The sequence below is a fragment of the Cloacibacterium caeni genome, assembly GCF_907163125.1.
GTDB lineage: Bacteria > Bacteroidota > Bacteroidia > Flavobacteriales > Weeksellaceae > Cloacibacterium > Cloacibacterium caeni_B.
In genome coordinates this window covers 1,501,298-1,527,313 of record NZ_OU015319.1, presented here as the reverse complement: position 1 = coordinate 1,527,313, position 26,016 = coordinate 1,501,298, and the positions used below count along the sequence as shown (strand labels likewise).

Below are 26,016 nucleotides of genomic sequence, written 5' to 3'. Positions count from 1 at the left end.
AGCCACGAAGTGTCGACATATTATTAAAATTAAAAACATATCAGCTTAATCAGCAAAATCTGCGAGAGAATAAAAAATAATAGAAGTGCAAAAACAAGAACTATACATCATCAAAATTGGTGGAAACGTAATAGACCATCCGGAAAAGTTAGAAGCTTTTTTGAAGGATTTTTCTGAAATTCAAAAACCGAAAATTCTAGTTCACGGTGGTGGTAAATTGGCAACCAAATTAGCCGAAAAACTAGAAATTCCACAGGAGTTTTTTGAGGGCAGAAGAATTACCAATGAGGAAACCAGAGATGTTGCGGTGATGGTTTATGCAGGTCTAATCAATAAAAATATTGTGGCTACTTTACAGAAAAATGGTTTGAATTCCATCGGTTTTTCTGGAGCTGATGCCAATCTTATTCCGGCTCACAAAAGACCTGTGAAAACCATAGACTTCGGTTGGGTAGGAGATGTAGAAACCGAAAAAATTAACGCTAATTTTTTAGAAAAAGTAATTTCTGAAAATATTTGTCCGGTTTTTTGTGCCATTACACACGATGGAAAAGGTAATTTGCTCAATACCAATGCAGATACCATTGCATCGAGTTTAGCAGTTGCTTTATCAGCACATTTTGAAGTAAATTTGGCGTATTGTTTTGAGAAAAATGGAGTTTTAGAGCATGTAGAAGATGAAAATTCAGTCATTGCTAAAATAACGCCAGAAACGTATATTCAACTCAAAGAAAAAAATATTGTGAATGACGGAATGATTCCTAAAATCGATAATGCTTTTGCAGCAATAGAAAAAGGAGTAAAATCTGTATTTATTGTAAAAGAAACTTTTTTGAAGAAACTCATTAACGAAAACGATAGAACGAGTGGAACAGAAATCACCCAATAATTTTTTAGAACTTGGCGATAATGCAGTTGAACTGCTCAAAAACCTCATTTCTATTCCTTCTTTTAGCAAAGAAGAAGATAAAACGGCTGATTTAATCGAGAAATATCTTCAAGAAAAAGGAGTGAAAACGCATCGTCAACAAAACAATGTTTGGGCTTTTAACCAAAATTTTTCTCCCGAAAAACCAACGATTTTACTCAATTCTCATCACGATACGGTAAGACCCAATTCTGGTTACACTTTAGATCCATTTACACCGATTGTAAAAGATGGTAAACTTTACGGTTTAGGCAGTAATGATGCAGGTGGAGCCTTGGTTTCTTTGATGGCGGCTTTTATTTATTTTTACAAAACTGAAGATTTAAAATACAATATCGTTTATGCAGCAACTGCAGAAGAAGAAAACTCTGGTTTAGATGGAGTAGAATCGGTACTTCCGCATTTCGGAAATTTAGAATTTGCGATTGTTGGTGAGCCAACCGAAATGCAGATGGCGATTGCTGAAAAAGGCTTAATGGTAGTAGATTGCGAAGCTTCGGGTACTTCTTCTCACGCAGCGCATCCTAATGATGATAACGCCATTTACAACGCAATTAAGGATATAGAATGGATTAAAAATTATCAGTTTCCTAAAAAATCTGATGCTTTAGGCTATGTAAAAATGACGGTAAGCGTTATCAATGCTGGCAAATTACACAATATGGTGCCCAACACTTGCAGTTTTACCATAGATGTAAGGACTACAGACCAATACACCAATCGGGAAGTTTTAGAAATTATTCAACAAAATATAAAAAGTAAAGCTGTTGCAAGAGGTTTCAGGCTCAATTCTTCGTCGATTTCTGTGGAACATCCTATTGTAAAAGCAGGTCTGGAATTGGGCAGAACAACTTACGGCTCACCTACTACTTCAGATCAAGCGGTAATTCCGTTTCCTTCGTTGAAAATGGGGCCAGGTTTATCTGCGCGTTCGCACAGCAGTGACGAGTTTATTTATGTAGATGAAATTTATGAAGGCATAAAAATTTACATTCAATTACTATCAAAAATTGTATTTTAAAATGAGCAAAAAACTTTGGCAAAAAAATAATTTATCCGAAAATCAGCACGCTGCTTTGGTAGAAAAATTTACCATTGGCAGAGATGCAGAATTTGATTTGCAACTCGCAAAATACGATGTTTTGGGAAACAAGGCGCATGTGAAAATGCTTGCAACTATTGGTCTGATTGAAGAATCTGAATTGCCAAAAATTTTAGAAGAATTAGATGATATTGCACTTCAAATAGAAGAAGGAAAATTTGTCATCGAAGAAGGAATAGAAGATGTTCACTCTCAAATCGAATTTCAATTGACACAGAAATTGGGTGATATTGGTAAAAAAATTCATTCTGCACGTTCTAGAAATGACCAAGTTTTGGTGGATATTAAACTCTTCCTCAAAAACGAAATTCTAGAAATTAAAGATTTGGTAAAAAATCTTTTCCAGACTTTACAAAAATTAAGCAATCAGCATCAAGATAAGCTCATTCCCGGTTATACGCATTTTCAAATTGCGATGCCTTCCTCTTTTGGACTGTGGTTTGGAGCTTATGCAGAAGCGTTGATAGACGATTTAGAAATGCTTTTGGCTGCATATAAAATTACCAATAAAAATCCTTTAGGTTCTGGCGCTGGTTATGGTTCTTCGTTTCCGATTAATCGTACTTTAACTACAGAATTACTGGAATTTGAAACACTGAATTACAATGTAGTTTATGCACAGATGACACGCGGAAAATCTGAAAAAACTTTGGCAACAGCTATTGCTGCTATTGCACATACTTTGAGCAAATTAGCGTATGATGTGTGTTTGTATATGAATCAGAATTTCGGATTTATCACATTTCCAGATACTTTCACTACGGGAAGCAGCATTATGCCGCACAAAAAAAATCCAGATATTTTTGAACTCATTCGTGGGAAATGTAATATTTTGCAAGGTGTTCCTACAGAATTAACATTGTTGACCAATAATTTGCCTTCTGGTTATCACCGAGAAATGCAATTGACCAAAGAAGTGCTTTTTCCCGCAATTAATACCATCAAAGATTGCCTTTATATCACAGAATATACCTTAAATCACATTCAAGTAAAAGATAATATTTTGGAAGACGAAAAGTATCAATATCTTTTTAGTGTGGAGAATGTAAATGATTTGGTTTTGAATGGAGTTTCGTTCCGTGATGCTTATGTGCAAGTTGGTCAAAGTATTGAAAATCAATATTTTGAACCGAATAAAAACTTAAAACATACGCACGAAGGAAGCATCGGAAATCTTTGCAACGAAGAAATTAAAGAAGAATTCTCAAAAGTTTTTGAGAAATTTAAATAGGATGGAGTGGAATAATTGAATTAAAAAAGCTTTAAACGGAATGGTTTAAAGCTTATTTTTTTTAGACGAATTTTTCTCATTTTCCATATCCAGTTGATGTTCTTTTTCTAAGAGTTTATAAGTGTTTTCTCTTTTGATTTCGTTCAGAACAATACTGCTGTGGTATTGGTAAATATTTGGAGTGTTAGCTAAAACATTGGTAATGAAATTGTTATAAGTGTCAATGTTATTGGTGGCGATTTTCAGCATATAGTCATAAGTTCCAGACAAACTGAGGACTTCTTGTACTTCATCATACTGTCTAATTTCTTGCTCAAATTCATCTAGCGATTGCTTCGATTGATTTCTAATCGTCACGTTACAGTAAGCCACTAAATCGATGCCTATTTTCTTACGATTGAGAATAGCAGCATATTTTTCTATAAAACCATTTTTTTCTAAATACTTAATTCTGTCGTAAGTTGGGGTAAAAGATAAGCCAATTTTCTCTCCGATTTCTTTTACCGAATAGTTAGAATTTCTTTGAAGCAAATCTAATATTTGTAAATCTTTTTGATCTAAATTTTGACTCATTAGTTTTTTTTATAGTGGTTCAGAAACAAATATACACTAAATTTTTTAATTTTTTTAACAGAATTCTTCCTCATTGAAGTAAAACTTTAGCTTGAAAACATTTTCAGAAATTTTATTTTACTCTTTCTTTACATTATGTAAAATATTTTCTAATAAGTCAATTTGAGTTTTCTGAATTTCGAGTAAATCTTGTTGATAGTGAATGATTAAATGGTCTATTTTTTCGTGTAACTCTCTGATTTCTAGTTCATTTTTTAAATTAATTTTGTAATCTTTTTTTGCGCGTTCTCTATCTTTTTCTTCTTGTCGGTTTTGGCTCATCATAATCACAGGAGCCTGAATTGCCGCAATACAAGACAAAATTAAGTTCAATAAAATGAAAGGATATGGGTCAAAACCATGATTAGAAAGCCAAAAAACATTCAGTAAAATCCAAGCAACTAAAAAGGTCATGAAAAAGATAATAAATCCCCAACTTCCCCCAAACTCAGCTACTTTATCTGCCAATTTTTGACCAAAAGTAATTTCTTGTTTATCTTCTTCCACTTCTGTAGAAATCATGGTGTTTTTAGAAACAGATTGAATGACTTGTTTTTCTACTTCGGTTAGGTTTCCTATTTTTTTGTTGAGAAATTCAGAGATATATTTTTCTCGATAATCATTCATTTCTTCAATGCTCAAAAACAATTTTTAGAAAAATTTGGATGCGTTTTATTGATAAAATGAAACAAGGATTGTCTGATATTTTTAGCGGAAATTTTTTCGTTTTCGGGAAATTCTTTCCCAGATAAATCACTTCTGAAAGTACTCATATTGATTAAATTTTATGAAGTTTTTACTGTGCTTAAACACCAAAATAGAGATTCGTTTTTTTAGAAATTTTCCATTTTCCATTGATAAATTCTGCGCTAATGTTTCCTGAACCTTTTTGATCAGCATAATCTATATCATAAGTATTAGGATAGAATTTATTTTCAGAAATTTTGCTGTATTTTACACTGAAAAAATGGTCTAAAACATCTTCTTTAATAGGAATTTGCTCTTCGGTGTTATAAAAAAGAAATTTTCCATTTTTGGGATTGATTTGATTGAAGTAATCACAGTCGGTCAAGACTTCTGTAAAACTGTAATGCGTTTTTGGCAAAGTTTCATCTACGATGGCTTCGTACATTGCAGAGAATTTAGAAGAAACAGATGCGTATCTAGGATTAGCATCCTCGAAATCATTGACTCCATCATCATCACTATCTTTTAGGGTTGGATTTAAACCAATAAATTGTTCAAACAAATCATTGTAACCATCTTGGTCACTGTCTTTTTTAACTTCAGCAAGTGAAATAGAAAATTCTACATCATCTTTTATCACTTCATATTTTGGCAAAATAGGAAAAGACGAAAGTCGAGTAACTTTTACGATGCTTCCGCTTAAATGAACAGCATTCTCACTTAAAAATGTGAAATTAGGTGCATTAAAATCATAATTCACAAAAGCATTCTGGGTAAGCCCAAGAAAATAAGGTTTCGCTTTTTGATTTCCAGATTTTTCGATGAGCCAAAGTCCGTATTTATTTTTGGCGAGTGCAAACTGATTTTGTTTAGAAAGATATTGAAATTCAGGTAAATCGCTGATGAAATCTTTAAAAATAGTTTGATATTCTGGAGAATTAATGAATTGTTTTTCCTTTTCTGTTTCTTTATTGAAGAAATCTAAATTTCCTTCAAAATTTCCTTTATTTTCTAAGGTTTTATATTGAATATGTTTCGGAAAATTATGTAAAATATCTTCTTTTGATGGTTCTACATATTGCTTTTTGGGAGTTTCTTTACCCACTTTTACAATTTGGAAACAATTTTCTTCAATAGATTTCTGATTGAAAGTTTCTGGTTTTTTATCGCAAGAAATAATCGCCGCCAAGAGTAAAAAATTTAAAATTTTCATAGCTAAATTTTTAGATATTAAATTTAAGACTTATTTTTGAATTAGATTATGATTCTAAACACAATTTTTACCAATCAGAGAACCGGAAACCACGTTCAGAACATTGTTTCACGTACGGATTTCCAGAGAGATTTTGACCGAATTATCTTTTCTTCGGCATTCAGAAGATTACAAAATAAAACTCAGGTTTTCCCACTTCCAGGAAGTGTTTTCGTGCACAATCGTCTCACGCATTCGCTAGAAGTTTCTTCTGTGGGAAGAAGTTTGGGGAGTCTTGCTGGCGAATTTATCGTTCAAAATTTTGAAAACGAACTCACCGAAGATTCTAAAAATTTCTACTTGTATAATCTCAATAATGTGATTGCAGCGGCTTGTCTTTGTCATGACATTGGCAATCCAGCATTCGGACATTCTGGTGAAGATGCAATTGCTAGTTTTTTTGAAAAGAATGAATCAGAATTAAAGCCAAAATTCACTGAAAAAGAATGGGCAGATTTGGTAAATTTCGAAGGAAATGCCAATGCCATCAGAATTCTTACGCACAAACAAACGGGTAAAGATGAAGGCGGAACTCAGCTTACTTACACTACTTTGGCAAGTATCGCCAAATATCCTTGCGAAGCGATTGCTAAGAAAAAAGGTCACGTTAATCGTAAGAAATTTGGGTTTTTTCAAAGTGAAAAACAGACTTTTCTGAATATTGCGAATGCTACCAAAATGATGGTGGAAAGTGAAGAACCTACGATTTTTAAACGTCATCCTTTCGTTTGGTTGGTAGAAGCAGCAGACGATATTTGTTATAATATTATTGACATGGAAGATGCGCACAGATTGGGAATTATTTCTACTGCTGACTGCGAAAATCTTTTCATGGATTTGATAAAGTCTGTCAATGAAAAAGATGCAAAAAGAAGTGCAGAGAAATTGCTTTTATTTTCGAATAAAAATGAGAGAATTTCTTATTTGAGAGCCAAAGTGATTAATGCACTCATCAATAAATCTACAGAATTATATCAATTGCATTTCTCTGAAATTTTAAACGGAACTTTGAATAAAGCATTGCTAGATATTTTTAAATCTGAGAGTGAATCTTTTCAAGAAGTGGAACGTTTTTCTATCGAAAAAATATATGGTCACAGAAGTGTGGTAGAAATAGAAAACGCTGGCTATAATGTAATGTATGAGCTTTTGAACCATTTTATTCCGCCGATTATTAAAGAAAAATCAGAGCGTAAAGGTTTTGAGAAAAAAGCATTACAATTGATTCCTTCACAATTTATCTATGAAGATGGAACGGTTTATGAGAAAGTTCTCGGAGTCCTGGATTTCGTTTCTGGAATGACGGACAATTTCGCAACAGATTTGTATCGAAAAATCAAAGGAATAGATATTGGAATGACGATGTAATTTTCATGTAAAGTTGATGTATCGTTGAGTCGTAAATTTGATTATTGAAAATAAAGAAGATTACAGCAAATAAAGAGTATTGAATTCTCAAAGTTTTACAAATTAGCAACTTCACGATTTCACGACTTTACAACTTTACAACTTCACGACTTTACAATTTCACGAGTTTAGAAATATTTCGTAACTTTAAAGAACATTTCAACACTTATTAGAAAATTTTTAAAAACAATAAACTATGGAAGTATTAGGCGTTTTAGTCTTTTTGGGACTCGTTATTTTATTCGCTTCTTTTTTCACTGTAAAACAAGAAACAGCGGCAATTGTAGAGCGTTTTGGTAAATTTCAATCGGTAAGACAATCTGGTCTTCATCTTAAAATTCCTTTTGTAGATCAAATTGCAAAAAGAATGAATCTTAGAATTCAGCAGTTAGACGTGATGATTGACACCAAAACTTTGGATAATGTTTTCCTTAAAATGAAAGTTTCTGTGCAGTATCAAGTGATTAGAAATCAAGTTGGTGATGCGTATTATCGTTTAGAAAATCCTCAAGATCAAATTACATCTTATGTTTTTGACGTAGTAAGAGCCGAAGTTCCTAAACTAAAATTAGACGATGTTTTCGTGAAAAAAGATGATATTGCAATTGCAGTGAAAGGTGAGTTGCAAGAAGCGATGCAATCTTATGGTTATGACATTATTAAAGCATTGGTGACAGATATTGACCCAGATGAACAGGTGAAACACGCCATGAACAGAATAAATGCTGCTGAACGTGAAAAAACAGCTGCAGAATATGAATCTGAAGCGCAAAGAATCAGAATTGTAGCCGTTGCAAAGGCAGAAGCTGAATCTAAAAAATTACAAGGTCAAGGTATTGCAGACCAACGTAGAGAAATTGCAAAAGGTTTAGAAGAATCGGTAAGAATGCTGAATAATGTGAATATCGGTTCTCAAGAAGCATCTGCGTTAATCGTAGTGACACAGCATTATGATACGCTACATTCTGTAGGTGCCAATAATAGAAGTAACTTGGTTCTATTGCCTAATTCTCCTACTGCTGCAAGCAATATGCTTAACGATATGATGGTAGCCATGACTGCGGCTAATAAATTAGAACAAGCAGATCAAGGTAAAATGCCACCTCCACCAAAACAACATAATCATTAATAACAAAATATCCCGAGAGTTTCTCGGGATTTTTTTTGTATTGCAGAGCCACGAAGTGGCGATGAGAAGTAAGATAGGATTTTAATCCTATTTTTTAATCAAATAGATATTTCTCATCATAATCTACTTTATTCTTTCTTAAAATTTCTAAAATTTCATTTTCAAAATTTTTCTTTTGATGATGCTTTTTCTGAAATTTAATATAATCAATAAGCTTTTCTGTATGGGTTTCGCTCACAGAAAATGCACCATAACCATCTTGCCAATAAAAATTACTAAATTCTTCTCCTTGCGTTTTTATCCATTTTGAAGAACGGGCTTTTACGTGTTCAACTAAATTGAATAATGCAATTTTTCTAGATAAAAGGCATAAAATATGAATATGATCATTATGTCCACCAATTGCTACAGGATTGCATTCTAATTCTCTGCAAATTCCACCAATGTATGCATATAATTTATTTTCTATTGATGGACTGATCAATGGTTTTCTATTCTTTGTACTAAATACAATGTGAATGTAATTTTTTGCTAATGATTGTGCCATATTTCATAGGATTAAAATCCTATTGTATTTCTTTTCGCCACTTCGTGGCTCAAAAATTACATATTCTCAGGATTCAACTTACTATTTTTCTTTCCGTAGAAGAAATAGATTCCTAATCCTATAATAAACCATAATCCGAACCAGAACCAGTTATTATGCGTCATTCCTGTTAATAAATACAGACAAGAAGTTAAACCTAATAATGGTATTAGAGAAAGGTTTTTGAGATAAGACAATACTACTAAAGCTAAATTAATTATCAAGAAAATGATGATAGAAAGCCTAAATTCACCTTCATTCTCATCTGTAATATTCCATAAATTATGGAAAAACTCTGGCTGCCAAAAATAGAAGCCTACTAATCCACCGATAAATAATACAGGGAAAATATATTTAGCATTGATGTAAGGCAAATGAAATCTGCCTTTTAATTTTTCCTTTTGTGGCATCAATAAAATTCCTCCATTTACCAATACAAATGCGAAAATAGTCCCGATACTGGTAAAATCTAAAATAAAAGTTTTATCCGTGAATAAAATCGGTAAACCAACAGCAACTCCTGTAATAATAGTAGCGAAACTTGGAGTTTTATATTTTGGGTGAATTTCTGCAAATTTTTTCGGCATTAATCCGTCTCTACTCATACTCATCCAAATTCTTGGTTGGCCCATTTGGAAAACCAACAAAACCGTAGTAATCGCAACAATAGCGGTTACAGAAACCACAAATTCCATCCAAGGAATATTGGCATTTTGAGGAGCGAAAATAAAAGATAATGGATCGCCGATTCCTTCAAATTTTCTATAATCTACAATTCCTGTTAATACTAATGTCAAAACAATATAAATTGCGGTACTCAAAACCAAAGAAATAATCATTCCTTTGGGTAAAGTTTTTTCAGGATTTTTAGTCTCTTCAGAAAGCACGCTCAATGCGTCAAAACCAATGTAAGCAAAGAAAACACCAGCTACAGCACTCATTACTCCTGTAAAACCATTGGGCATAAAAGATTTTACGCCTTCATTGTTGGTAGGAACCCAATTTTCTGCATTGAGATAAAAAACACCTACTGCAATAATTAAAAATATCACCGCTAACTTTAAGATAACCAATAAGTTATTGAAATTTCTACTTTCTTTAATGCCAATATAAACCAACCAAGTGATTAAAGCGTTAATAATCAGAGCAGGAATATCTACGATAAATTTAATTCCAGCAATGATGGGAGCAGATTTCCATGCGTTTACCAATTCTTGATTTTGAGAACCTGCCATAAATGCTTTTTTGGCTTCTGTATAACTGGTACTCAAATAATCTGGAATTTCGAAACCTAATCTTTCTACAAAAGACGTAAAATAATCACTCCAAGAAAAAGCGACATAAATATTCCCGAAGGAATATTCCATAATCAGCGCCCAACCAATAATCCAAGCGATTAACTCGCCGAAACTGGCATATGCATAAGTATATGCACTTCCTGCAGTAGGAATTCTACTGGCAAATTCTGCATAAGACATCGCCGTAAATGCACATGCAATAGCACAAATAATATACAAGGAAATTACACCAGGTCCGCCTCGGAAAATAGCCTCGCCTAAACTACTGAAACTCCCAGCTCCAATGATGGCAGCTAAACCAAAAAATACAATGTCCCAAGTACCGAGAGCTCTAATCAATTCAGATTTATGCTCTTTTCCAGTGTAATGTTTTCTTCTGAAAAGTTGATTCATTCTTGATTTTTAAAATTACAAAGTAACAAATGTAATTAAAAATCTGAAAAATGTAGATTTATTTGTCTTTTTTATCTCTCTTTTTAGATAAAAAATTTGATTCTTCATCCTTAAAAAACTTGCTTCTACAATAAGTTTTCTGTATTTTCGTTCTAATTATTACAATTCTAATTCATCAAAAAATAATGAATCAAAGAAATAAAATTTTATTGCTATCGGCCATTTCATTATCTGGTCTTTCGATGGCTCAACAATCACAATTTTTCGCAGACAAAGAACAATATCGTTTCAACCTTGCCGAAAATCTTTACCAAAATAAAATCTACGCTGCTTCACAATACGAATTTTCTAGACAGTATTTTTTTAACCAAAATTTAGAAAATTCTAAGAAAGAAACTGCCCGTTTTTTCAGCAATGTTATCGGAGTAATTCTGGCTCAGAATCATGCAGAAGACGGTCTTGATGCTTTTATCAAAGATTATCCTAAATCTGCACTTTTTGCTCAAGCGAATTTGCCTTTAGCGGATTATTATTTGGCTAAAAAGGATTTTCCTAAAGCTTTGGAAACGCTTCAAAAAGTCAATCAATATCAATTAGATAAACAGGAAAACACACAGTATATCTTGAAATTGGGATATGCCAAATTCATGACTGGTGATTCTAATGGTGCGATTGATGCATTGGAAGAAGCGTATAAAAATGCCGAAGAAAAAGGTGATATTGCGTATATGCTCGGACATTTATATTACGCCAACCAACAAAACGAAAAGGCTTTTCAGTTTTTTGATGAAATCAAAAATAATGAAAAGTACGCTAAGTTGGTAAAACCGTATTATGTACAGTTGTATTTTAACGAAAAGGACTACGAGAAAGCCATTGTAGAAGGAAATGATTTGCTCCAAGAAGATATTTCTTCGGCTTATAAAGCAGAAGTTCACAAAATTATTGGCGAAAGTTATTTCATGCAAAAGCAATATGCAGAAGCGTATCCTCATTTAAAAGCGTATTTGCAAACCCAACAAAACCCTTCGGAAAGTGATTTGTATGAAATGGGATTTGTAGCGGCAAATCTTCAAAAATTTGACGAAGCGATTTCATATTACAATCAGTTGGTGAATTCTAATTCTGCGTTTTCCCAAAATGCATATTATCAGCTAGGAAATGCGTATTTAGAAGTAGGGAAGAAGCAAGAAGCTTTGTCAGCGTTTCGTTCGGCGAAAGAAATGACTTATGATAAAAATGTCTCAAAACTAGCACACGAACAATATGCAAAATTGAGTTACGATATTGGAAATCCGTTTGAAAGTCCGCAAATTGCCATCAAATCTTACCTCGAAAAATATGGTTATTCTAAAGAACTAGAACAACTTTTGGTAAAATCTTACTTGTATTCTGGCGATTACAAAGGTACGATAAAAGCAATTGAAGAATTAACTGGCGTTGATTCTCAAACCGAAAAAATCTACCAAGAAGTGCTGTTTTTATACGGAACGGAGCTTTTTAACAAAGGCGAATTAGACGCTGCGGAACAAAATTTCAAGAAAAGTTTAAAATATAATCTTAATAGAACGTTCAACTTAAGAGCGCAATATTGGTTGGCGCAAACGTATTATCAAAAAGGAGACTATGCTACTGCAATTTATGGTTTTGAAAAGTTGGATAGAAATGCAGAAGAATTTCCAGAGAAGCAACAATTGAGTTATGATTTGGGTTACGCTTATTTCAAATCGAAGAATTTTGTAAAAGCTAAAGAATATTTCAAAGAATATCTTAAAAATCCAAAATCTGAATTTAAAAATGATGCTGAATTGCGTTTGGCAGATACCTATTACGCGGGTAATGAATTGAATGAAGCTATTGCAATTTACAATAAAACGGAAGGTGCAAACGATTATACTCAGTTTCAAAAAGCAATGGCGATTGGTTTTAAAGGTGATACAGAAGGTAAAATTGCTGAATTGAAGAAACTAATTTCTAATTATAAAAATTCTGAATATCAAGACGATGCGTATTACGAGTTGGGAACTTCTTATGCTTCGATTGATCAGTTTCAAAATTCTAGTGATGCGTTTTCACAGGTGATAAAAATTGGCGCAGATAAAGATTTGGTTGCCAATGCTGAAATCTATAGAGCGCAGAATTACGAAGACTTAAACCAACCGGAAAAAGCTTTAGCAGAGCTGAAATCTCTTGGTAATAAATATAAAAATACGGCGTATGCAGAGAAAATTGTAGCGGCAACTAAACCAATTTATTTGAAAAACGGAGACGCTTCTGGTTACGAATATTTTGCAAAGAACTTGGGCGTAAATATTGCTCAAACAGATTTAGACGAAATTAATCTTTCTTTGGCGCAATCGCAGTTTGCGAAGAAAGAATATGCAAAAGCTATCCCTAATTATGAGAAGTTTTTAACCCAAAATCCAACAGGTGAAAAATTCTATCAAGCGCAATATGAATTGGGCGAAAGTTATTATCAAACCAAGAATTTTACGAAAGCCAAATTGGTTTTAGGGGAAATTGCCAATGCTCAAAATGATTACCAGGAAGATGCTCAAGTAAGAATTGCTCAGATTTTATTGAGTGAAAACAACAGTTCTGAAGCGAAAATTTATTTGGAAAATCTCGCCAACTCATCGAATGTGACCATTAAAAATTTCACGAGTATAGAATTGATGAAGATTTATGCAGAAGAAAAGAATTTTTCACAAGCAGAAAAATTTGCCAATGAAGTCTTGAAATATTCGAAAAACTCAGCAGCAGTTTTAGAACAGGCGAAGGTTATTAAAGCCAGAAGTTTGATGAATCAAGGCAAAGATAAAGACGCACAAACCGCTTATGCTGCTTTAGAAAAATCTGCAAATACAGAAGTTGCAGCAGAAGCACTTTACGCAAAAGCGTTTTATCAAAACAAAGGAAAAGCTTTCAAATCTTCAAATGAAACCATTTTCAAACTGGCCAATAATTATGCTTCAGAAGAATTTTGGGGCGCAAAAGCTTTAGTGTTGATGGCGAGAAATTATTTGGCTTTGAAAGACAAATATCAAGCAAGTTATACTTGTGATCAAATCATAGAAAACTATCAGGATTTCCCAGAAATTGTTTCAGAAGCTAGGGAAGTAAAAAGTCAAATTAGATAATTGGGTAGTTGTTGGATGATGTATGATGTATGATGTATGATTTATGAAGGATGAAGGAAATTTTGCTCCGTAGGAGCGAAAGGTTTGTAGAAACCAAATTGTAATATTAAAAAAAGCTCCGAAGGAGCGAAACTCTCGTAACACGTAAAACGAACCTCGTAACACGAAAAAAATGAACAAAAACATAAAAATATTATCTCTTGTTTTGGTAGGAATTTCCCAATTTTCTTTGGCTCAAATCAAAGAAGAAAGACTAATTCTCGACAGAAAACGTGAACCTGAAGTGAAGAAAATCGAAAAGAAAAAAACTTCGGTAGAAACAGAGAAAAATTATCCTCCGAAAGAAAAAGAGCAGGAACTTGTGGAATATAAAATTACCAATGTTCCGATGGTTTCAGATTTTAAAACGTCTACGATTGAAGGAGAAGATATTTCCCCAAAATTCAATACAGACAGCCGGAGAAACTATTTTCAGGTAGGGTATGGTAATTATTCTAAATTTCTGGCAGACGGAAATATTTCTCATCAATTAGACAAAAATACAGATGTGGGAATAGACGTTCACGGAATCACTACGAATGGTTTAGAAAAAGAATACGACTGGAGTTCTAAGCAAAGTGATTTTAATGTGGCAGCGTTCATTACCTCGAATACAGAAAAAGGAAAAGCCAATATCACCGCAGATTTTGGAAACCATAACTACAATTATTATGGAATTTACGCCTTGAAACCAGCTGCGGATATTGATTTGAAGCAAAGTTACAATGAATTGAAAATCAATGGATATTATGATTTTTTCAAAAATAATTGGATAAATGACATCAGATTTAAATCGTCTATGTTGGCAGACCATTTCGATGCGAAAGAAACTTCTGGAGAAGCACAAATCAACTTTTCGAAATATGATTTGCCACTTTTTTCGGCGCAAGACATGAAAATTAATGCAGATTTGGGCGTAAAATTATCAACCCAAACATCGAGTTTTGAATTGCTGAACAAAAGCGAATCACAATATTTGCTTTTTGCCATGACTCCTAAAGTGTCTTTCTACAAAGGAAATTCTTATTTGGCGATTGGTTCAGACTTTTCTTTGATCAACGGAAAAAATGCGGATAAAAATACACCAGAAGCGAAAACCAACAATTTCAGATGGTTTCCTTTTGCAGAAGTGTTGTATGAAGCTACAGAACAATATAAATTCTATGCAGGAATTGATGGTGGCGTAAAAATGAATTCTTATTCGAGTTTATTGCAAGAAAATCCGTTTTTAGTATCAGATGTTGTGTTGAAACCTACAGAAACCAAATATCACTTCTATCTAGGTTTAAAAGGAGATGTAGACCAAACCTTTAAATATGATGTAAATGCTGGTTTTAGCGAGCTTAGAAATGCGCAATTTTTCAAAGCGAATGATTTATTTGACTATGTAAACACGCTTAATCGTTCTGCTTATAATTTTGCGAATACTTTTTCAGCGATTTATGATGACGGAACATTAAGCGAAGTGAAAGGAAGTGTACAATATTTCCCGTTGCAGAATTTGGTTTTAGATGCAGAACTTCACTTTATGCAATTTAAGTTAGACCATCTCAATGAGGTGTATTATAAACCAGTGGTTCAAACCACAATTGGCGCGAAATATTCATTATTGGACAGAAAGTTAAATCTCGGTTTCAAAGGGATTTTTATGTCAGAAAGGTCTACTAATTCTTTCAGTGTAGTGACTACATTTCCTGAGTTTTCAATTCAAGAAAAAACCAAAGAATCTTTACCTTCTTACTTAGATGTAAACCTGAATGCTGATTATAAAATCAATAAAAACTTCACCGTTTTTGTAATGGGGAATAACTTATTAAACAAAAAATACGAGCATTATTTAGGTTACAAAGTTCTTGGAGCACAAGTTTTGGGCGGTTTAAGGATTGCTTTTTAAAGGAAAACCTTTATTTTTGCAATCTTGAATCAAAAAATCTAAAATCTAAAATCTAAAATTTAAAATCATAAATAAACAGGCCGCATAGTTTAATGGATAGAACTACGGATTTCGGCTCCGTCAGTGAGGGTTCGAATCCTTCTGTGGTCACTTTTTTATGCTTTTTGTGCATTGAATTTTTAAAATAAAGAAAATCAGTCATCTATATTTTAAAACGCAAAAATTTATTTTAAAAAATTCTTTTTTAGTGAGCAAAGATGTCCCCATGAATCGGGATGATGAAGCGAACACTTCAAAAGTGAATTCATTCACTTACTTTGCTTTCTTAATCTTTAACATGCAGAATTACTGTACTTTGCGTTTTAGAAAAATTTCTAATAGAGAACTGATTTTTGATATTTATTTAATCAATAGAAACGGACTTTAGTCCGTTTTTTTATTTTTGGTAAGATAGTTGGCTTTAGTCAAAACCTGAAAATGAACTTTTTAGCAATTTAAACTGACAATTTTCATATGGAGAGTTGTCTTTTTTTTGTGTAACTTTAATGTATTAAAAAAATGTTCAACCATTTAATCTTAACAATATGGAAAATCATACATTAACTCACGAATTCCCAGAATATGTTCAAAAAATCGCAGAGCTGAAAGCTTCAGATGAAAAATTCTTAAAAATGTATGTGAACTACGAAGAAGTGAATGCGCTGATTTCTCACTACGAAGAAGGCGAACAAAATCACACCACAGACGAACATCTTACAGATTTAAGAAAGAAAAGAGTTCATCTGAAAGACGATATTTATAATTATTTACATCAGAATTAATTTCTGAAACTTTTACCGAAAATACAAGTAAAGCGACTCAAAAGGTCGCTTTTTTATTAGTATAAAAATCCAGTCTTGAATTTTTGTTACTTTTAGTTCAAGCCAAAAGTAAATTTGAAAAAGAAATAACTATAGTTAGTTGCTAATTTGGCTCTTTTTACTTTTTAATTGGCTCTTTACAAAATCATCGTCAACTGTATCCTCTTTCTTCCTTCATCAATTTCCAGAACTTTTACCTGAACATGCTGATGCAATTTTACCACTTCATTCACATCAGACACAAAACCATCTTTCAGTTGAGAAATGTGCACTAATCCACTTTCTTTTATCCCTAAATCTACGAAACAACCAAAAGCGGTAATATTGTTCACAATTCCGGGTAAAATCATGCCTATATGCAAATCTTTGATGGTTTTTACATTTCGGTCAAATTCGAAGACTTTAGCAGATTTTCTAGGGTCGAGTCCGGGTTTTAAGAGTTCTTTCAGAATATCTTTAATTCCTAATATTCCAATATCTTCGGTAATGTATTTTTCTGGGTTAATTTGGTCGATTTTCTCTTTATTGGCAATCAATTCTTCAGTTTTTAAACCCAAATCTTTCGCCATTTTTTCTACCAAAACATAAGCTTCGGGATGCACCGCCGAATTATCTAGCGGATTTTTAGCATTTTTAATTCTCACAAAAGCTGCTGCTTGTTGATAGGCTTTTTCACCTAATCGTGGTACTTTTTTCAAATCTTTTCTGGAGGTGAAAACTCCATTTTCAGCACGGAAATTAACAATGTTTTCCGCCATTTTTTCACCAATTCCAGAAACGTAACTCAATAAAGATTTACTTGCGGTATTCAGATTAATTCCTACAGAATTTACACAAGAAATCACGGTATTGTCTAATTTTTCTTTGAGTTTGGTTTGGTCAACATCGTGCTGATATTGTCCAACTCCAATTGATTTTGGGTCTATTTTTACGAGTTCAGCTAAAGGATCAGAAAGTCGGCGACCAATAGAAACCGCACCACGAACCGTAACATCATAATTCGGGAATTCTTCTCTTGCCAATTTACTTGCAGAATAGACAGAAGCACCCGCTTCAGAAACCACAAAAACCTGTAAATCTCTATCGAAACCAATTTTCTTGATAAACTGTTCCGTTTCTCTACTCGCCGTTCCGTTTCCTATAGAAAAGGCTTCTATGTTGCAAGAATTTACGAGAGATTTTATCTTTTTCATCGCCATTCCCGTTTCGTTTTGTGGAGCATGCGGAAAAATAGTTTCGTTGTGCAAAATGTCGCCTTTTTCGTCCAAACAAACTACTTTACAGCCTGTTCTATAACCTGGGTCAATCGCCAAAATTCGCTTTTCACCGAGTGGGGCAGCCAATAATAATTGTTGAAGATTTTCTGCAAAAACGTCAATCGCTTTTTGGTCGGCTTTTTCTTTGGCTTCCTGCAAAGTTTCATTAGAAATGGTAGGTTCCAACAATCTTTTGTAAGCGTCTGCAATCGCCAATGCTATTTGTTGGGCGCACTCGTTTTGGCTTTTTATCACAGCATTTTCCATGATTTCTAAGGCTTCTTCCTTTTCTACTGAAACCGAAACCTTTACAAAACCTTCGTTTTCGGCTCTTAACATGGCGAGAAGTCGGTGAGAAGGTGTTCTATTGAGAGGTTCTTGCCAGTCAAAATATTGGGAGAATTTCTGTGCGTCTTCTTCGTCTTTTTTGGTTTTTACCACTTTGGTAGAAATCACTGCTTTTCTTTGGAAGAGTCTTCTCAGGTTTTTTCTGATGTAGAGATTTTCATTGAGCCATTCTGCAATAATATCTCTTGCACCTTGCAACGCTTCGTCTTCATCGGCAACATCTTTGTTCAAATATTTGGAAGCGAGATATGCTACATCATCCGATTTTTGAGACATAATCATTTTTGCCAAAGGTTCTAAACCTTTTTCACGAGCTGCATCAGCTTTGGTTTTCTTGCGTTTTTTGTACGGAAGATAAAGGTCTTCTAGCTCTTGTAAATCAAAACTTTGGGTAATTTTCTGTTGAAGTTCAGACGTGAGCGCATTCTGTTCTTCTATAGATTTTAAAATGCTTTCTTTACGCTTTACAATTTCATCAAAACTTTTATTGAGTTTAAAAATGTTTTCGATGGCTACTTCATCCAGATTGCCCGTTTTGTCTTTTCGGTATCGGGCGATAAAAGGAATAGTGCAGTCTTCAGCAAGCAACTGAAGAGTGTTTTCTATGCTTTTGCTAGGAATGGATAAACGTTCCTGAATATATTTCTCTACGGTCATTCTCTCAATTTTCAGTGTGCTAAAATACGAGGGATTTATGGAATAATCAATTTTTGGGTGTCCTGTTTTGTCCACTTTTGACCAGTTTTGTCTGTGCTGCTTTTGGTTTTCTTCGAGACTTCTTCGATAGAGGTGTTGGTGTTGTTCGGAAAAAGGGGTAGTTTTCCGAAGGAGTATCGAACAAGACTCGAAGAAGAGTAAGAGAATTTTTTAGGAGAATTAACCTTTTGCCATAAAAATCATTTAGTAATCAACTTTTGGTGGTTGTTTTTTTATTAATTTTACTCAAAACTAATAAGGTCTAAGAAATATCAACTGATTTTTAACGAATAGTACAATTTTTGCTGTGGATTGTAAATCTGAGTAAGTTTGGCACAAAGTCAGGAGACTTTGCGCAGCGGGGGGCAACGTTTTGCGCCGGCAGTTTGACCATAATTTCGATTATGTAATTTGCTGTGGCAGAGCGGTGGTTACATTCAAAATTTTAAATGTCATCTTTTGTCGGTATACGACATTATTTTTGAGAAAAATTTAAGTATGAGCAGAAAAAAAATTCAAAGTTTGCATGAACTGGTAAAGGACAAAACGATTCAAATTATTTATGATAAAATTAATTTGGTTTATTTATCAGAATACAAACAAAAAATATGGAATGACGTTGAGCATTATTATTCTTTAGTTCTGCATTATGCTAATGAAAGAGAAGATCAGAAAATTTTCTATGGCAGAATTATTTTACAGGAAAATAATAGTGTTTTTCAAATGACACTCGATGATTACTGCTTTTTAACCCATTTTATTTTTATATCCGCTTTAATCAATGAAATAAAAAAGAGAGGTTTAACTGTCCAAAATTTACATCAAATTTTCAACGACATTTTGAAGTTTGAAACACAAGACCGCGTAAACATTAATGCAAAAAGCAATCAATTTTTTGAGATTATATTGTTGACCGAATCGAAATTAAAAATGCAGAACCTGTAAATCCGGCTTCAACATTTATCAAGGAAATATTTGATTTTTTCAGCAAAAAACTAAAAAGTGAAACCGACGTGTCTTTAAAGAACATATTACAAACGCATATTAACGGTGAACTTGAAGTTAATTATCATTAGAAAAATTATTACTAAATTTATCAAAAATTATTTCATGGAAATTGATCATCTTATACAGAACTATCAGGAAATCATTAAATGTTATGAGGAAAACCAGAAAACTGAAGCTAAAGACTTCAATGTGTTTGACTTTATGAGCGAGATTTTTGGACTTGGTAAAACTAAACACAGCAGAATTATTGCTTTTTTACTTAATCCTGATGCACCACATGGGCAGGGTAAATTGTTTCTCAATTTGTTTCTGGAAAGGTTAGAATTAAAAAACTATGAAGATGACCACTGGAAAGTTTATGCAGAAAAAGGAAACGCAGATGTGCTAATACAGTCCACCTACCCAATAAGAAAAACAATAATTATAGAGAACAAATCAAACTGGGCAGAAGACCAAAGTAATCAACTTTATAGGTATTGGCATAACCATATTTATCTATTCCACAATCGAGACTGTATAAAATCACGAGATAGGACTATCAACAGAATCATTTACCTTTCGCCCCACGAAAACAAATATTTTGAAGAGCATTCTTTATGTAAGCCTGAAAAAGGTTACGAAGAATGTCCTGAAAAAAAAGTACCAATTAAAATTGACAATTGGTTCTTTAGAAGTGAATTTAGAGATTGGCTGTACGAATGCTTAAAAAATCTTGACAAACATTCACAAAAAATTTCATTATTCATCACAGATTATATTAATTATTGGGAAGCAACTAACTTTAAACATGAAACTATTATGAACGGATTAGAAGAACATTTTAAAAACAAACAAACGTGGACCGATTTAAAAGAAATACTTTCAAAAAAACAGCAGACGAAAATAAATTGGATCGAAAATTTTCAAGCAAAATTAAAATTTCTTTCAGAAAGTTCAGGTTGGAAATTTTATCAACAAAACTATGGTGATTTCAGAATTTATCCTTCTGATAATTGGGGAATCTGCTTTGTGTATGAATATGAAAAGGGATTAAGTATTTGGAAAGAAGGAATTACCATTGAGCAAAAAGAAAAAATCAAAGAGGATTTAATCGTAAGCATTTCAGATTTTCATTTCATAGACAATGAATTCCATAATAACACAACCTATGTAATGGCCTTTAACCAAAATGAAGAACTTATGTTTAAAGACGAAGATGAATTTGCCTGGGAAGCAAACAACACCAATTTGTTTGATACAATAGCAAATATTCTTAAACCTCATCTAAACGAAGAAACTAGAAAAATGTTCCTGGAAATTAATAATAAATTGGAATAAAATTTATAAGACAAGTTACAGTCTAAGCCACTCTTTCAGTGGCTTTATGTTTTTCAAAATCTGTTGAATTACAGTTGAAAAAAGTTGGCACATCACCACAGGAAAATTGAATAATAAAATTTTCATTTCTATCAATTACTGCAAACTCATTTCCTTTTGAAATTAAAAAATAGTTCATTCCTAAATAAGAACCTGCACCGTATTGGGGCTCAATTACAAAATTTCCTTTGCAATTGCAGAAACCAAAATAATTACCATCGATACTTACATTGGCAAAATCTAAAATAAAAGTATCTGCAAATTTGAAAGCATAGTGGCCAACGTTATGGTTTTTCATATTTTAAAGCTTCCAATGTCCTGTCATTCTACTCCTAAAGTGGTATCTGAAAGCAGGTTTTATTTCATCAAACATACCCTTTGTTATAACATTAAAAAATTCATCAGTAATAACAAATTTTTTATCTTTTTCAACAATGAAAAAGCCGCGGTATAGTAACTTACCCAATTTTCTTTAATCAATTTCTTCATCTCTAAAAACTTCAATTTTAAAATCTTCCATTTTTTTCTTACAAAGTAAAATGTTCAATCAAACAAAACAGGACATTCTACCAAAAGACTTAATTTGTCTTTATCCTATATTAATTTTACAGAAAAAAATGGGACAAGTAGTTTTATTTAAAAACAAAATCATCAAAATTAACCAGGCCAATACTAAGGAAATATTATTGTACAACAAAAGGACAAAAGAATGGAAGAAAATTTATTCATTTGAAAGACATATCCATAATATCGGTTCGGGTCCACACTGGATGATTGTCGACACAGAAAAAGGATTTTTCTTTTCTGAAGATGCCAAAAAATTTATCTGCTATGATGAATTTACAAAGCAAAACACAAAATGATTAAACCGAATTTTTTATAATTTTGAAATTAACTTAAGAAAATGAAAATCCTCTTCCTTTCCGATACCCATTCCCCCGCTGGTGCGAGCGTCTCGCTCGTACCCATAACAATAAAATATGAGCAGTAAATATAAATTTCACGAAAAAGATGGTGCTTATCCCGCTGCGCAAAGTTTACAACTTTTACCAATGATAAAAAGGAATCAATAAATTTAAAAACAACACAATAAACCCACTGCGCAAAGTTTACAACTTTCAGCAATGATAAAAAGCAATAAATTAATTTTGGAAAATAGCGCAATAAACCAAATACATTATACCCTTTAATTTTAAAATAATACTGTCAAAAATCATTAGAATATCTTCATAAAAACAAATTATAAACAAAAATATAATGGTAAATTTGAAAAATATTTAAAAACAATGATTTCAACAGAAATGTTGATGAAATAGATAAGAAATTAATATTAAAATGAAAAGAGTATTAGTAGCAACAGGAGGTGGAGATTGCCCAGGATTAAATGCGGTAATGAGAGGGGTGGTAAAAAGAGCATCCCAAGAAAAAGATTGGGAAGTGGTAGGAAGCATCAATGCGTATGACGGAATTTTAAAAGAACCCACAGAAATTATGGTTTTAGATGATAAAACCGTAGCAGGAATTCATAAAGATGGTGGAACAATTATAGGAACTACTAACAAAGGAGGGCCTTTTGCTTGGCCTTACAAAAATAAAGATGGAGTTTGGGAAGCGGTAGACAGATCAGATGAAATGATTCGCAAACTGCAATATTTAGGCGTAGATGCCGTAATCAGTATTGGTGGTGATGGTTCGCAAAGAATCTCTCAACAATTATACGAAAAAGGACTCAACATTATTGGTGTTCCAAAAACCATTGATAACGATTTGTCTGCTACCGATTTTACTTTTGGTTTCCAGACTGCTGTACAAATTGCAACAGAAGCGGTAGACAGATTGGTCACTACTGCTGCAAGTCACAACAGAGTTTTGGTGCTGGAAGTAATGGGAAGATATGCGGGTTGGATTGCTTTACACGCTGCTATTGCAGGTGGTGCAGAAGTTTGTCTGATTCCAGAAATTCCTTATGACATCGAAAAAGTGGTAAAAAAACTCAATAGCAGATTCAATAAAGGAAAAGGAAATGCAATAGTAGTAATAGCTGAAGGTGCAATTCCGAAAGGTGGAAGTTTGCTTTCTGAAGTAAGTGATGAAGTAGGATATGAAAATGTAAGATTAGGAGGTGTGGCTCATAAATTGGTTCATGATTTGAAATCTATTGGTTTTGAGGCAGATATGCGCGAAACGGTTTTGGGGCATTTACAAAGAGGTGGAACGCCAACTGCTTATGATAGAATTTTGGCAACACAATTTGGCGTAAAAGCATTCGAAATGGTGCTCAACGAAGAATACGGAAAAATGGTAGCTTATCGTCACCCAAATATTATTGCGGTACCTTTCAAAGAAGCGATAGACCGTCCAAATTTTGTAGATCCTAATTGTGATATGGTAAAAACTGCAAAAGGGGTAGGAATTAGCTTTGGGGATTAATTAAGATTTTATTTATTAACTGAAATAAAAGCCAACTTCATTTTCTTGAAGTTGGCTTTGTTTTTTTGATATTCATTTTAAGTGGATATTTTTAATAATCCGAAGTATACTCGAATAAAGTTCTAAGATGATGATTATTTTTATGATATTATTCAGGTCTTTTAGGCTAAAAGCATGAAAATCAAAGGTTTTGATTTTTATTTTGTAAAAGATAGTTTTTATAAGATAATTATATTTTTTAAATTTGTAAAATATTATTCTACTTAAATATTATTTTAAATGGAATTTATTATTAATTAACACACTTATGATGAAAAAAAATGTTTTTAGCTTCTGCTTATCTTTAATTTTGTTTTCCGTTCAACCGTCTTTTGCTCAGGTAGGTATTAATACCACTACTCCTCGTGGTGCATTGGAGGTTTCTTCTAATAACAGTGGAGTCTTGTTTCCTAGTGTAGCACTAACTGCTGCTAATGTTTCAGCACCTGTTGTAAATCCTCAAACTGGAGGCGCACCAGTTGAAGGAACTATAGTTTATAATACTGCTACAGTGGGATCGGGTAATAATATTCTTTCTCCTGGACTCTACATGTGGGATGGTAGTTATTGGCAACGATTTAATGCTTCTCCTTTAACGCAGATTATAGAGGACGATTTAAGGACTTCATTTGATAGAGCTACAGGTTCATCTGCTCTTGTTCTAGATTTTGCTCCATTTGCTACAACTAGTAAAATTTGGTATTTTCCTCTTGGAAATAACATGTCTGAAGTGTTTTTTTCTGTACAGTTACCTCATAACTGGGTAGAAGGTACAAGTGTATTTCCGCATGTTCACTGGACTCCTAAAGCAGATTCAGGAGGTGTGAAAACAATTACATGGTATTTAGATTATCAGTGGGTAAATGTTCAAGAAGCTGGTTCTAATCCACCTATTATTCCTGCGCAAAAAACTTTGTCTGGAGTTGAAACTCGCAATTTCTTGAAGGGACAACATATTATGACCTATATTGGAGGAGATGGTCCAGGATTAGGTATAGACGGTACAGGAAAAAACTTTTCTAGTGTTATCATTTGCCGTTTGTACAGAAAGCCAAGAACTCCTGGAGACAACTTAGAGGTAGATGCAGGTGGTCTTTCTGTAGATTTCCACATCAATGTCTATAGATAAATTTTGATTATACCCTATAATTTAAACGTTAAAAGTTTTTGTCTCTAATTAGATTCATTTTTTGCTATTGAAGCCTTCACTCACGCTAGCAAAGTTTGCAACTTTGAACTATGATAAACAAGTTAATTTTGGAAATATAGTAATTATGATGAGTAAGTTTGGCTCAAAGTCAGGAGACTTTGCGCATCGGGTTTTCCATACTCATATCATTTATTTTAATTAAATTTGTTAGAAACTAATAAGCAGAAACTCAGATAACGAACTAAACAAATTCTTACAATTGTAATTCGTGTATTTGAGGGTTATCTGTAATGCTATAAAAACAAAGCAATAAATTGAAATATAGAAACTTACATATACTTTTATTCTTATTTATTATTTTGAGTTGCAATAAGTCTAAAAATATTGAAACAAAAAAAACATCCATCGTAAAAAGTGGAATATCAGAGCAATTAATATATGATTTCACTAATCAAATATTGTCAGAAAATGGAACATCAGAATTTTGTAAAAATATAATTGACCGAAAAATTTTCATTGCTCCAAATGCAGACAGTTTATTGCTTGAGAAAATTAAATCTGACTTTTCAAAAGATGATTTAAACTTTATGAAAATTCAATTTAACGAAGGTAATAAGTTCGTATGGAAAAATAATCTTCGAGATAGACGAATTATTAAACTCGATACAACAATAGATAACGAAAATAAAGCAAAAGAATTTTGGGATAAAACACTTGATAAATACCATTGTATAAGCAGTGTTGGGATGCCAGTTTTCAACAAAGAAAGGAATTTAGCAATAATTGAAATTTCATATAATTGTGGTTTACTTTGTGCATCAGGTGGAACTTTCATTTACAAATTAGAAAAAAATAAAAAATGGAAACTTTATAAAACAATTAATAGTTGGGTTAGCTAAAAGCACCCCGCTGCGCAAAGTCTAAGAATCCCGATGGCGCGGATTTCTAATCCTTAACCTATAAATTCAATATTCCATTTTCTTCCCGATGGCGCGGATTTTTAATCCGTGGCTTTCTATCATTCCATTTATTTTAATTAAATTTGTTAGAAACTAATAAGCAGAAACTCAGATATCGAACTAAACAAATTATTATAATTGTAATTCGTGTATTTTAGGGTTATCTGTAATGCTATAAAAAATGGTCTCCGGATGAAACTTTTGAAAATTTTAGTA

The 26,016-nt window shown here is 32.8% G+C and carries 22 protein-coding genes and 1 tRNA gene; 16 read left to right on the top strand and 7 right to left on the bottom strand.

Going from position 1 to position 26,016, the window contains the following annotated elements:
* Positions 1-85 precede the first annotated feature (85 nt).
* Genes argB through argH form a run of 3 tightly spaced genes read left to right on the top strand, consistent with a single transcriptional unit; the run spans position 86 to position 3,261 of the window.
* Positions 86-889 (top strand): acetylglutamate kinase, encoded by an 804-nt coding sequence (gene argB, locus KKQ79_RS06930; protein WP_213189511.1) that lies wholly within the window; start codon positions 86-88, stop codon positions 887-889.
* The gene (locus KKQ79_RS06925) at positions 867-1,949 is read left to right on the top strand and encodes a M20 family metallo-hydrolase (RefSeq protein WP_213189510.1); all 1,083 of its coding nucleotides are present in this window, start codon (positions 867-869) and stop codon (positions 1,947-1,949) included. The genes argB and KKQ79_RS06925 overlap by 23 nt, the downstream gene beginning before the upstream one ends.
* Position 1,950: 1 nt before the next feature.
* The gene (gene argH, locus KKQ79_RS06920; protein WP_213189509.1) at positions 1,951-3,261 is read left to right on the top strand and encodes an argininosuccinate lyase; all 1,311 of its coding nucleotides are present in this window, start codon (positions 1,951-1,953) and stop codon (positions 3,259-3,261) included.
* Positions 3,262-3,306: 45 nt separating this feature from the next.
* On the opposite strand, the gene KKQ79_RS06915 is transcribed toward argH, so the two are convergent.
* The 3 genes from KKQ79_RS06915 to KKQ79_RS06905 all read right to left on the bottom strand — a co-directional run bounded on the left by KKQ79_RS06915 (position 3,307) and on the right by KKQ79_RS06905 (position 5,773).
* Positions 3,307-3,834, bottom strand: coding sequence for an Lrp/AsnC family transcriptional regulator (locus KKQ79_RS06915; protein ID WP_069796819.1), 528 nt, complete (start codon positions 3,832-3,834; stop codon positions 3,307-3,309).
* 117 nt (positions 3,835-3,951) lie between these two features.
* Complete coding sequence (locus KKQ79_RS06910) at positions 3,952-4,515, bottom strand: DUF1003 domain-containing protein (RefSeq protein WP_347813932.1); 564 nt, start codon at positions 4,513-4,515, stop codon at positions 3,952-3,954.
* A 163-nt stretch (positions 4,516-4,678) separates the two neighbouring features.
* A complete protein-coding gene (locus KKQ79_RS06905) occupies positions 4,679-5,773 on the bottom strand; it encodes a hypothetical protein (RefSeq protein ID WP_213189508.1) in 1,095 nt (364 codons plus the stop codon).
* A gap of 48 nt (positions 5,774-5,821) precedes the next feature.
* On the opposite strand from KKQ79_RS06905, the gene dgt reads away from it, so the two are divergent.
* Positions 5,822-7,180, top strand: a complete 1,359-nt coding sequence (gene dgt, locus KKQ79_RS06900; protein WP_213189507.1) for a dGTP triphosphohydrolase — start codon at positions 5,822-5,824, stop codon at positions 7,178-7,180.
* Positions 7,181-7,415: 235 nt separating this feature from the next.
* Positions 7,416-8,348, top strand: coding sequence for an SPFH domain-containing protein (locus KKQ79_RS06895; RefSeq protein ID WP_104792629.1), 933 nt, complete (start codon positions 7,416-7,418; stop codon positions 8,346-8,348).
* Positions 8,349-8,442: 94 nt separating this feature from the next.
* Here the strand turns inward: KKQ79_RS06895 and tnpA are convergent, their stop codons facing one another.
* Both tnpA and KKQ79_RS06885 read right to left on the bottom strand, forming a co-directional pair.
* Entirely contained in the window at positions 8,443-8,895 is a 453-nt protein-coding gene (gene tnpA, locus KKQ79_RS06890) for an IS200/IS605 family transposase (RefSeq protein WP_213189506.1), read from the bottom strand.
* A gap of 56 nt (positions 8,896-8,951) precedes the next feature.
* A complete protein-coding gene (locus KKQ79_RS06885; RefSeq protein ID WP_213189505.1) occupies positions 8,952-10,625 on the bottom strand; it encodes an APC family permease in 1,674 nt (557 codons plus the stop codon).
* Between the two features lie 185 nt (positions 10,626-10,810).
* On the opposite strand from KKQ79_RS06885, the gene KKQ79_RS06880 reads away from it, so the two are divergent.
* The 5 genes from KKQ79_RS06880 to KKQ79_RS06860 all read left to right on the top strand — a co-directional run bounded on the left by KKQ79_RS06880 (position 10,811) and on the right by KKQ79_RS06860 (position 16,519).
* Entirely contained in the window at positions 10,811-13,765 is a 2,955-nt protein-coding gene (locus KKQ79_RS06880; protein WP_213189504.1) for a tetratricopeptide repeat protein, read from the top strand.
* 172 nt (positions 13,766-13,937) lie between these two features.
* A complete protein-coding gene (locus tag KKQ79_RS06875) occupies positions 13,938-15,698 on the top strand; it encodes a TonB-dependent receptor (protein ID WP_213189503.1) in 1,761 nt (586 codons plus the stop codon).
* 78 nt (positions 15,699-15,776) lie between these two features.
* Positions 15,777-15,848, top strand: a tRNA-Arg gene (locus tag KKQ79_RS06870).
* A gap of 97 nt (positions 15,849-15,945) precedes the next feature.
* Positions 15,946-16,125: a hypothetical protein gene (locus KKQ79_RS06865; protein ID WP_213189502.1), complete on the top strand. Its 180-nt coding sequence runs from the start codon at positions 15,946-15,948 to the stop codon at positions 16,123-16,125.
* A gap of 157 nt (positions 16,126-16,282) precedes the next feature.
* On the top strand, positions 16,283-16,519 hold the full coding sequence (locus KKQ79_RS06860) for an HP1242/YdcH family protein (protein WP_069798662.1): 237 nt from the start codon (positions 16,283-16,285) through the stop codon (positions 16,517-16,519).
* 176 nt (positions 16,520-16,695) lie between these two features.
* On the opposite strand, the gene KKQ79_RS06855 is transcribed toward KKQ79_RS06860, so the two are convergent.
* The gene (locus KKQ79_RS06855; RefSeq protein ID WP_213189501.1) at positions 16,696-18,819 is read right to left on the bottom strand and encodes a Tex family protein; all 2,124 of its coding nucleotides are present in this window, start codon (positions 18,817-18,819) and stop codon (positions 16,696-16,698) included.
* A gap of 537 nt (positions 18,820-19,356) precedes the next feature.
* Here KKQ79_RS06855 and KKQ79_RS06850 point away from each other — a divergent pair.
* On the top strand, positions 19,357-19,803 hold the full coding sequence (locus KKQ79_RS06850; protein WP_213189500.1) for a hypothetical protein: 447 nt from the start codon (positions 19,357-19,359) through the stop codon (positions 19,801-19,803).
* Between the two features lie 165 nt (positions 19,804-19,968).
* Positions 19,969-21,183, top strand: a complete 1,215-nt coding sequence (locus tag KKQ79_RS06845) for a PD-(D/E)XK nuclease family protein (RefSeq protein ID WP_213189499.1) — start codon at positions 19,969-19,971, stop codon at positions 21,181-21,183.
* Positions 21,184-21,205: 22 nt separating this feature from the next.
* On the opposite strand, the gene KKQ79_RS06840 is transcribed toward KKQ79_RS06845, so the two are convergent.
* Positions 21,206-21,520, bottom strand: coding sequence for a hypothetical protein (locus tag KKQ79_RS06840; protein ID WP_213189498.1), 315 nt, complete (start codon positions 21,518-21,520; stop codon positions 21,206-21,208).
* Between the two features lie 241 nt (positions 21,521-21,761).
* On the opposite strand from KKQ79_RS06840, the gene KKQ79_RS06835 reads away from it, so the two are divergent.
* From KKQ79_RS06835 to KKQ79_RS06820, 4 genes are all read left to right on the top strand, one after another.
* Complete coding sequence (locus KKQ79_RS06835; RefSeq protein WP_213189497.1) at positions 21,762-22,085, top strand: hypothetical protein; 324 nt, start codon at positions 21,762-21,764, stop codon at positions 22,083-22,085.
* Between the two features lie 472 nt (positions 22,086-22,557).
* Positions 22,558-23,652 (top strand): 6-phosphofructokinase, encoded by a 1,095-nt coding sequence (locus KKQ79_RS06830; protein ID WP_104792636.1) that lies wholly within the window; start codon positions 22,558-22,560, stop codon positions 23,650-23,652.
* Between the two features lie 307 nt (positions 23,653-23,959).
* On the top strand, positions 23,960-24,820 hold the full coding sequence (locus KKQ79_RS06825; RefSeq protein ID WP_213189496.1) for a hypothetical protein: 861 nt from the start codon (positions 23,960-23,962) through the stop codon (positions 24,818-24,820).
* Between the two features lie 335 nt (positions 24,821-25,155).
* Positions 25,156-25,740: a hypothetical protein gene (locus KKQ79_RS06820; protein ID WP_213189495.1), complete on the top strand. Its 585-nt coding sequence runs from the start codon at positions 25,156-25,158 to the stop codon at positions 25,738-25,740.
* Positions 25,741-26,016 lie beyond the last annotated feature (276 nt).

Bases quoted from the DNA above. Each gene is read 5' to 3' on its own strand.
- argH (WP_213189509.1), top strand. From the start codon at position 1,951: ATGAGCAAAAAACTTTGGCAAAAAAATAATTTATCCGAAAATCAGCAC.
- KKQ79_RS06915 (WP_069796819.1), bottom strand. From the start codon at position 3,834: ATGAGTCAAAATTTAGATCAAAAAGATTTACAAATATTAGATTTGCTT.
- KKQ79_RS06905 (WP_213189508.1), bottom strand. From the start codon at position 5,773: ATGAAAATTTTAAATTTTTTACTCTTGGCGGCGATTATTTCTTGCGAT.
- dgt (WP_213189507.1), top strand. From the start codon at position 5,822: ATGATTCTAAACACAATTTTTACCAATCAGAGAACCGGAAACCACGTT.
- KKQ79_RS06895 (WP_104792629.1), top strand. From the start codon at position 7,416: ATGGAAGTATTAGGCGTTTTAGTCTTTTTGGGACTCGTTATTTTATTC.
- tnpA (WP_213189506.1), bottom strand. From the start codon at position 8,895: ATGGCACAATCATTAGCAAAAAATTACATTCACATTGTATTTAGTACA.
- KKQ79_RS06885 (WP_213189505.1), bottom strand. From the start codon at position 10,625: ATGAATCAACTTTTCAGAAGAAAACATTACACTGGAAAAGAGCATAAA.
- KKQ79_RS06880 (WP_213189504.1), top strand. From the start codon at position 10,811: ATGAATCAAAGAAATAAAATTTTATTGCTATCGGCCATTTCATTATCT.
- KKQ79_RS06875 (WP_213189503.1), top strand. From the start codon at position 13,938: ATGAACAAAAACATAAAAATATTATCTCTTGTTTTGGTAGGAATTTCC.
- KKQ79_RS06860 (WP_069798662.1), top strand. From the start codon at position 16,283: ATGGAAAATCATACATTAACTCACGAATTCCCAGAATATGTTCAAAAA.
- KKQ79_RS06855 (WP_213189501.1), bottom strand. From the start codon at position 18,819: ATGACCGTAGAGAAATATATTCAGGAACGTTTATCCATTCCTAGCAAA.
- KKQ79_RS06850 (WP_213189500.1), top strand. From the start codon at position 19,357: ATGAGCAGAAAAAAAATTCAAAGTTTGCATGAACTGGTAAAGGACAAA.
- KKQ79_RS06845 (WP_213189499.1), top strand. From the start codon at position 19,969: ATGGAAATTGATCATCTTATACAGAACTATCAGGAAATCATTAAATGT.
- KKQ79_RS06840 (WP_213189498.1), bottom strand. From the start codon at position 21,520: ATGAAAAACCATAACGTTGGCCACTATGCTTTCAAATTTGCAGATACT.
- KKQ79_RS06835 (WP_213189497.1), top strand. From the start codon at position 21,762: ATGTTCAATCAAACAAAACAGGACATTCTACCAAAAGACTTAATTTGT.
- KKQ79_RS06830 (WP_104792636.1), top strand. From the start codon at position 22,558: ATGAAAAGAGTATTAGTAGCAACAGGAGGTGGAGATTGCCCAGGATTA.
- KKQ79_RS06825 (WP_213189496.1), top strand. From the start codon at position 23,960: ATGATGAAAAAAAATGTTTTTAGCTTCTGCTTATCTTTAATTTTGTTT.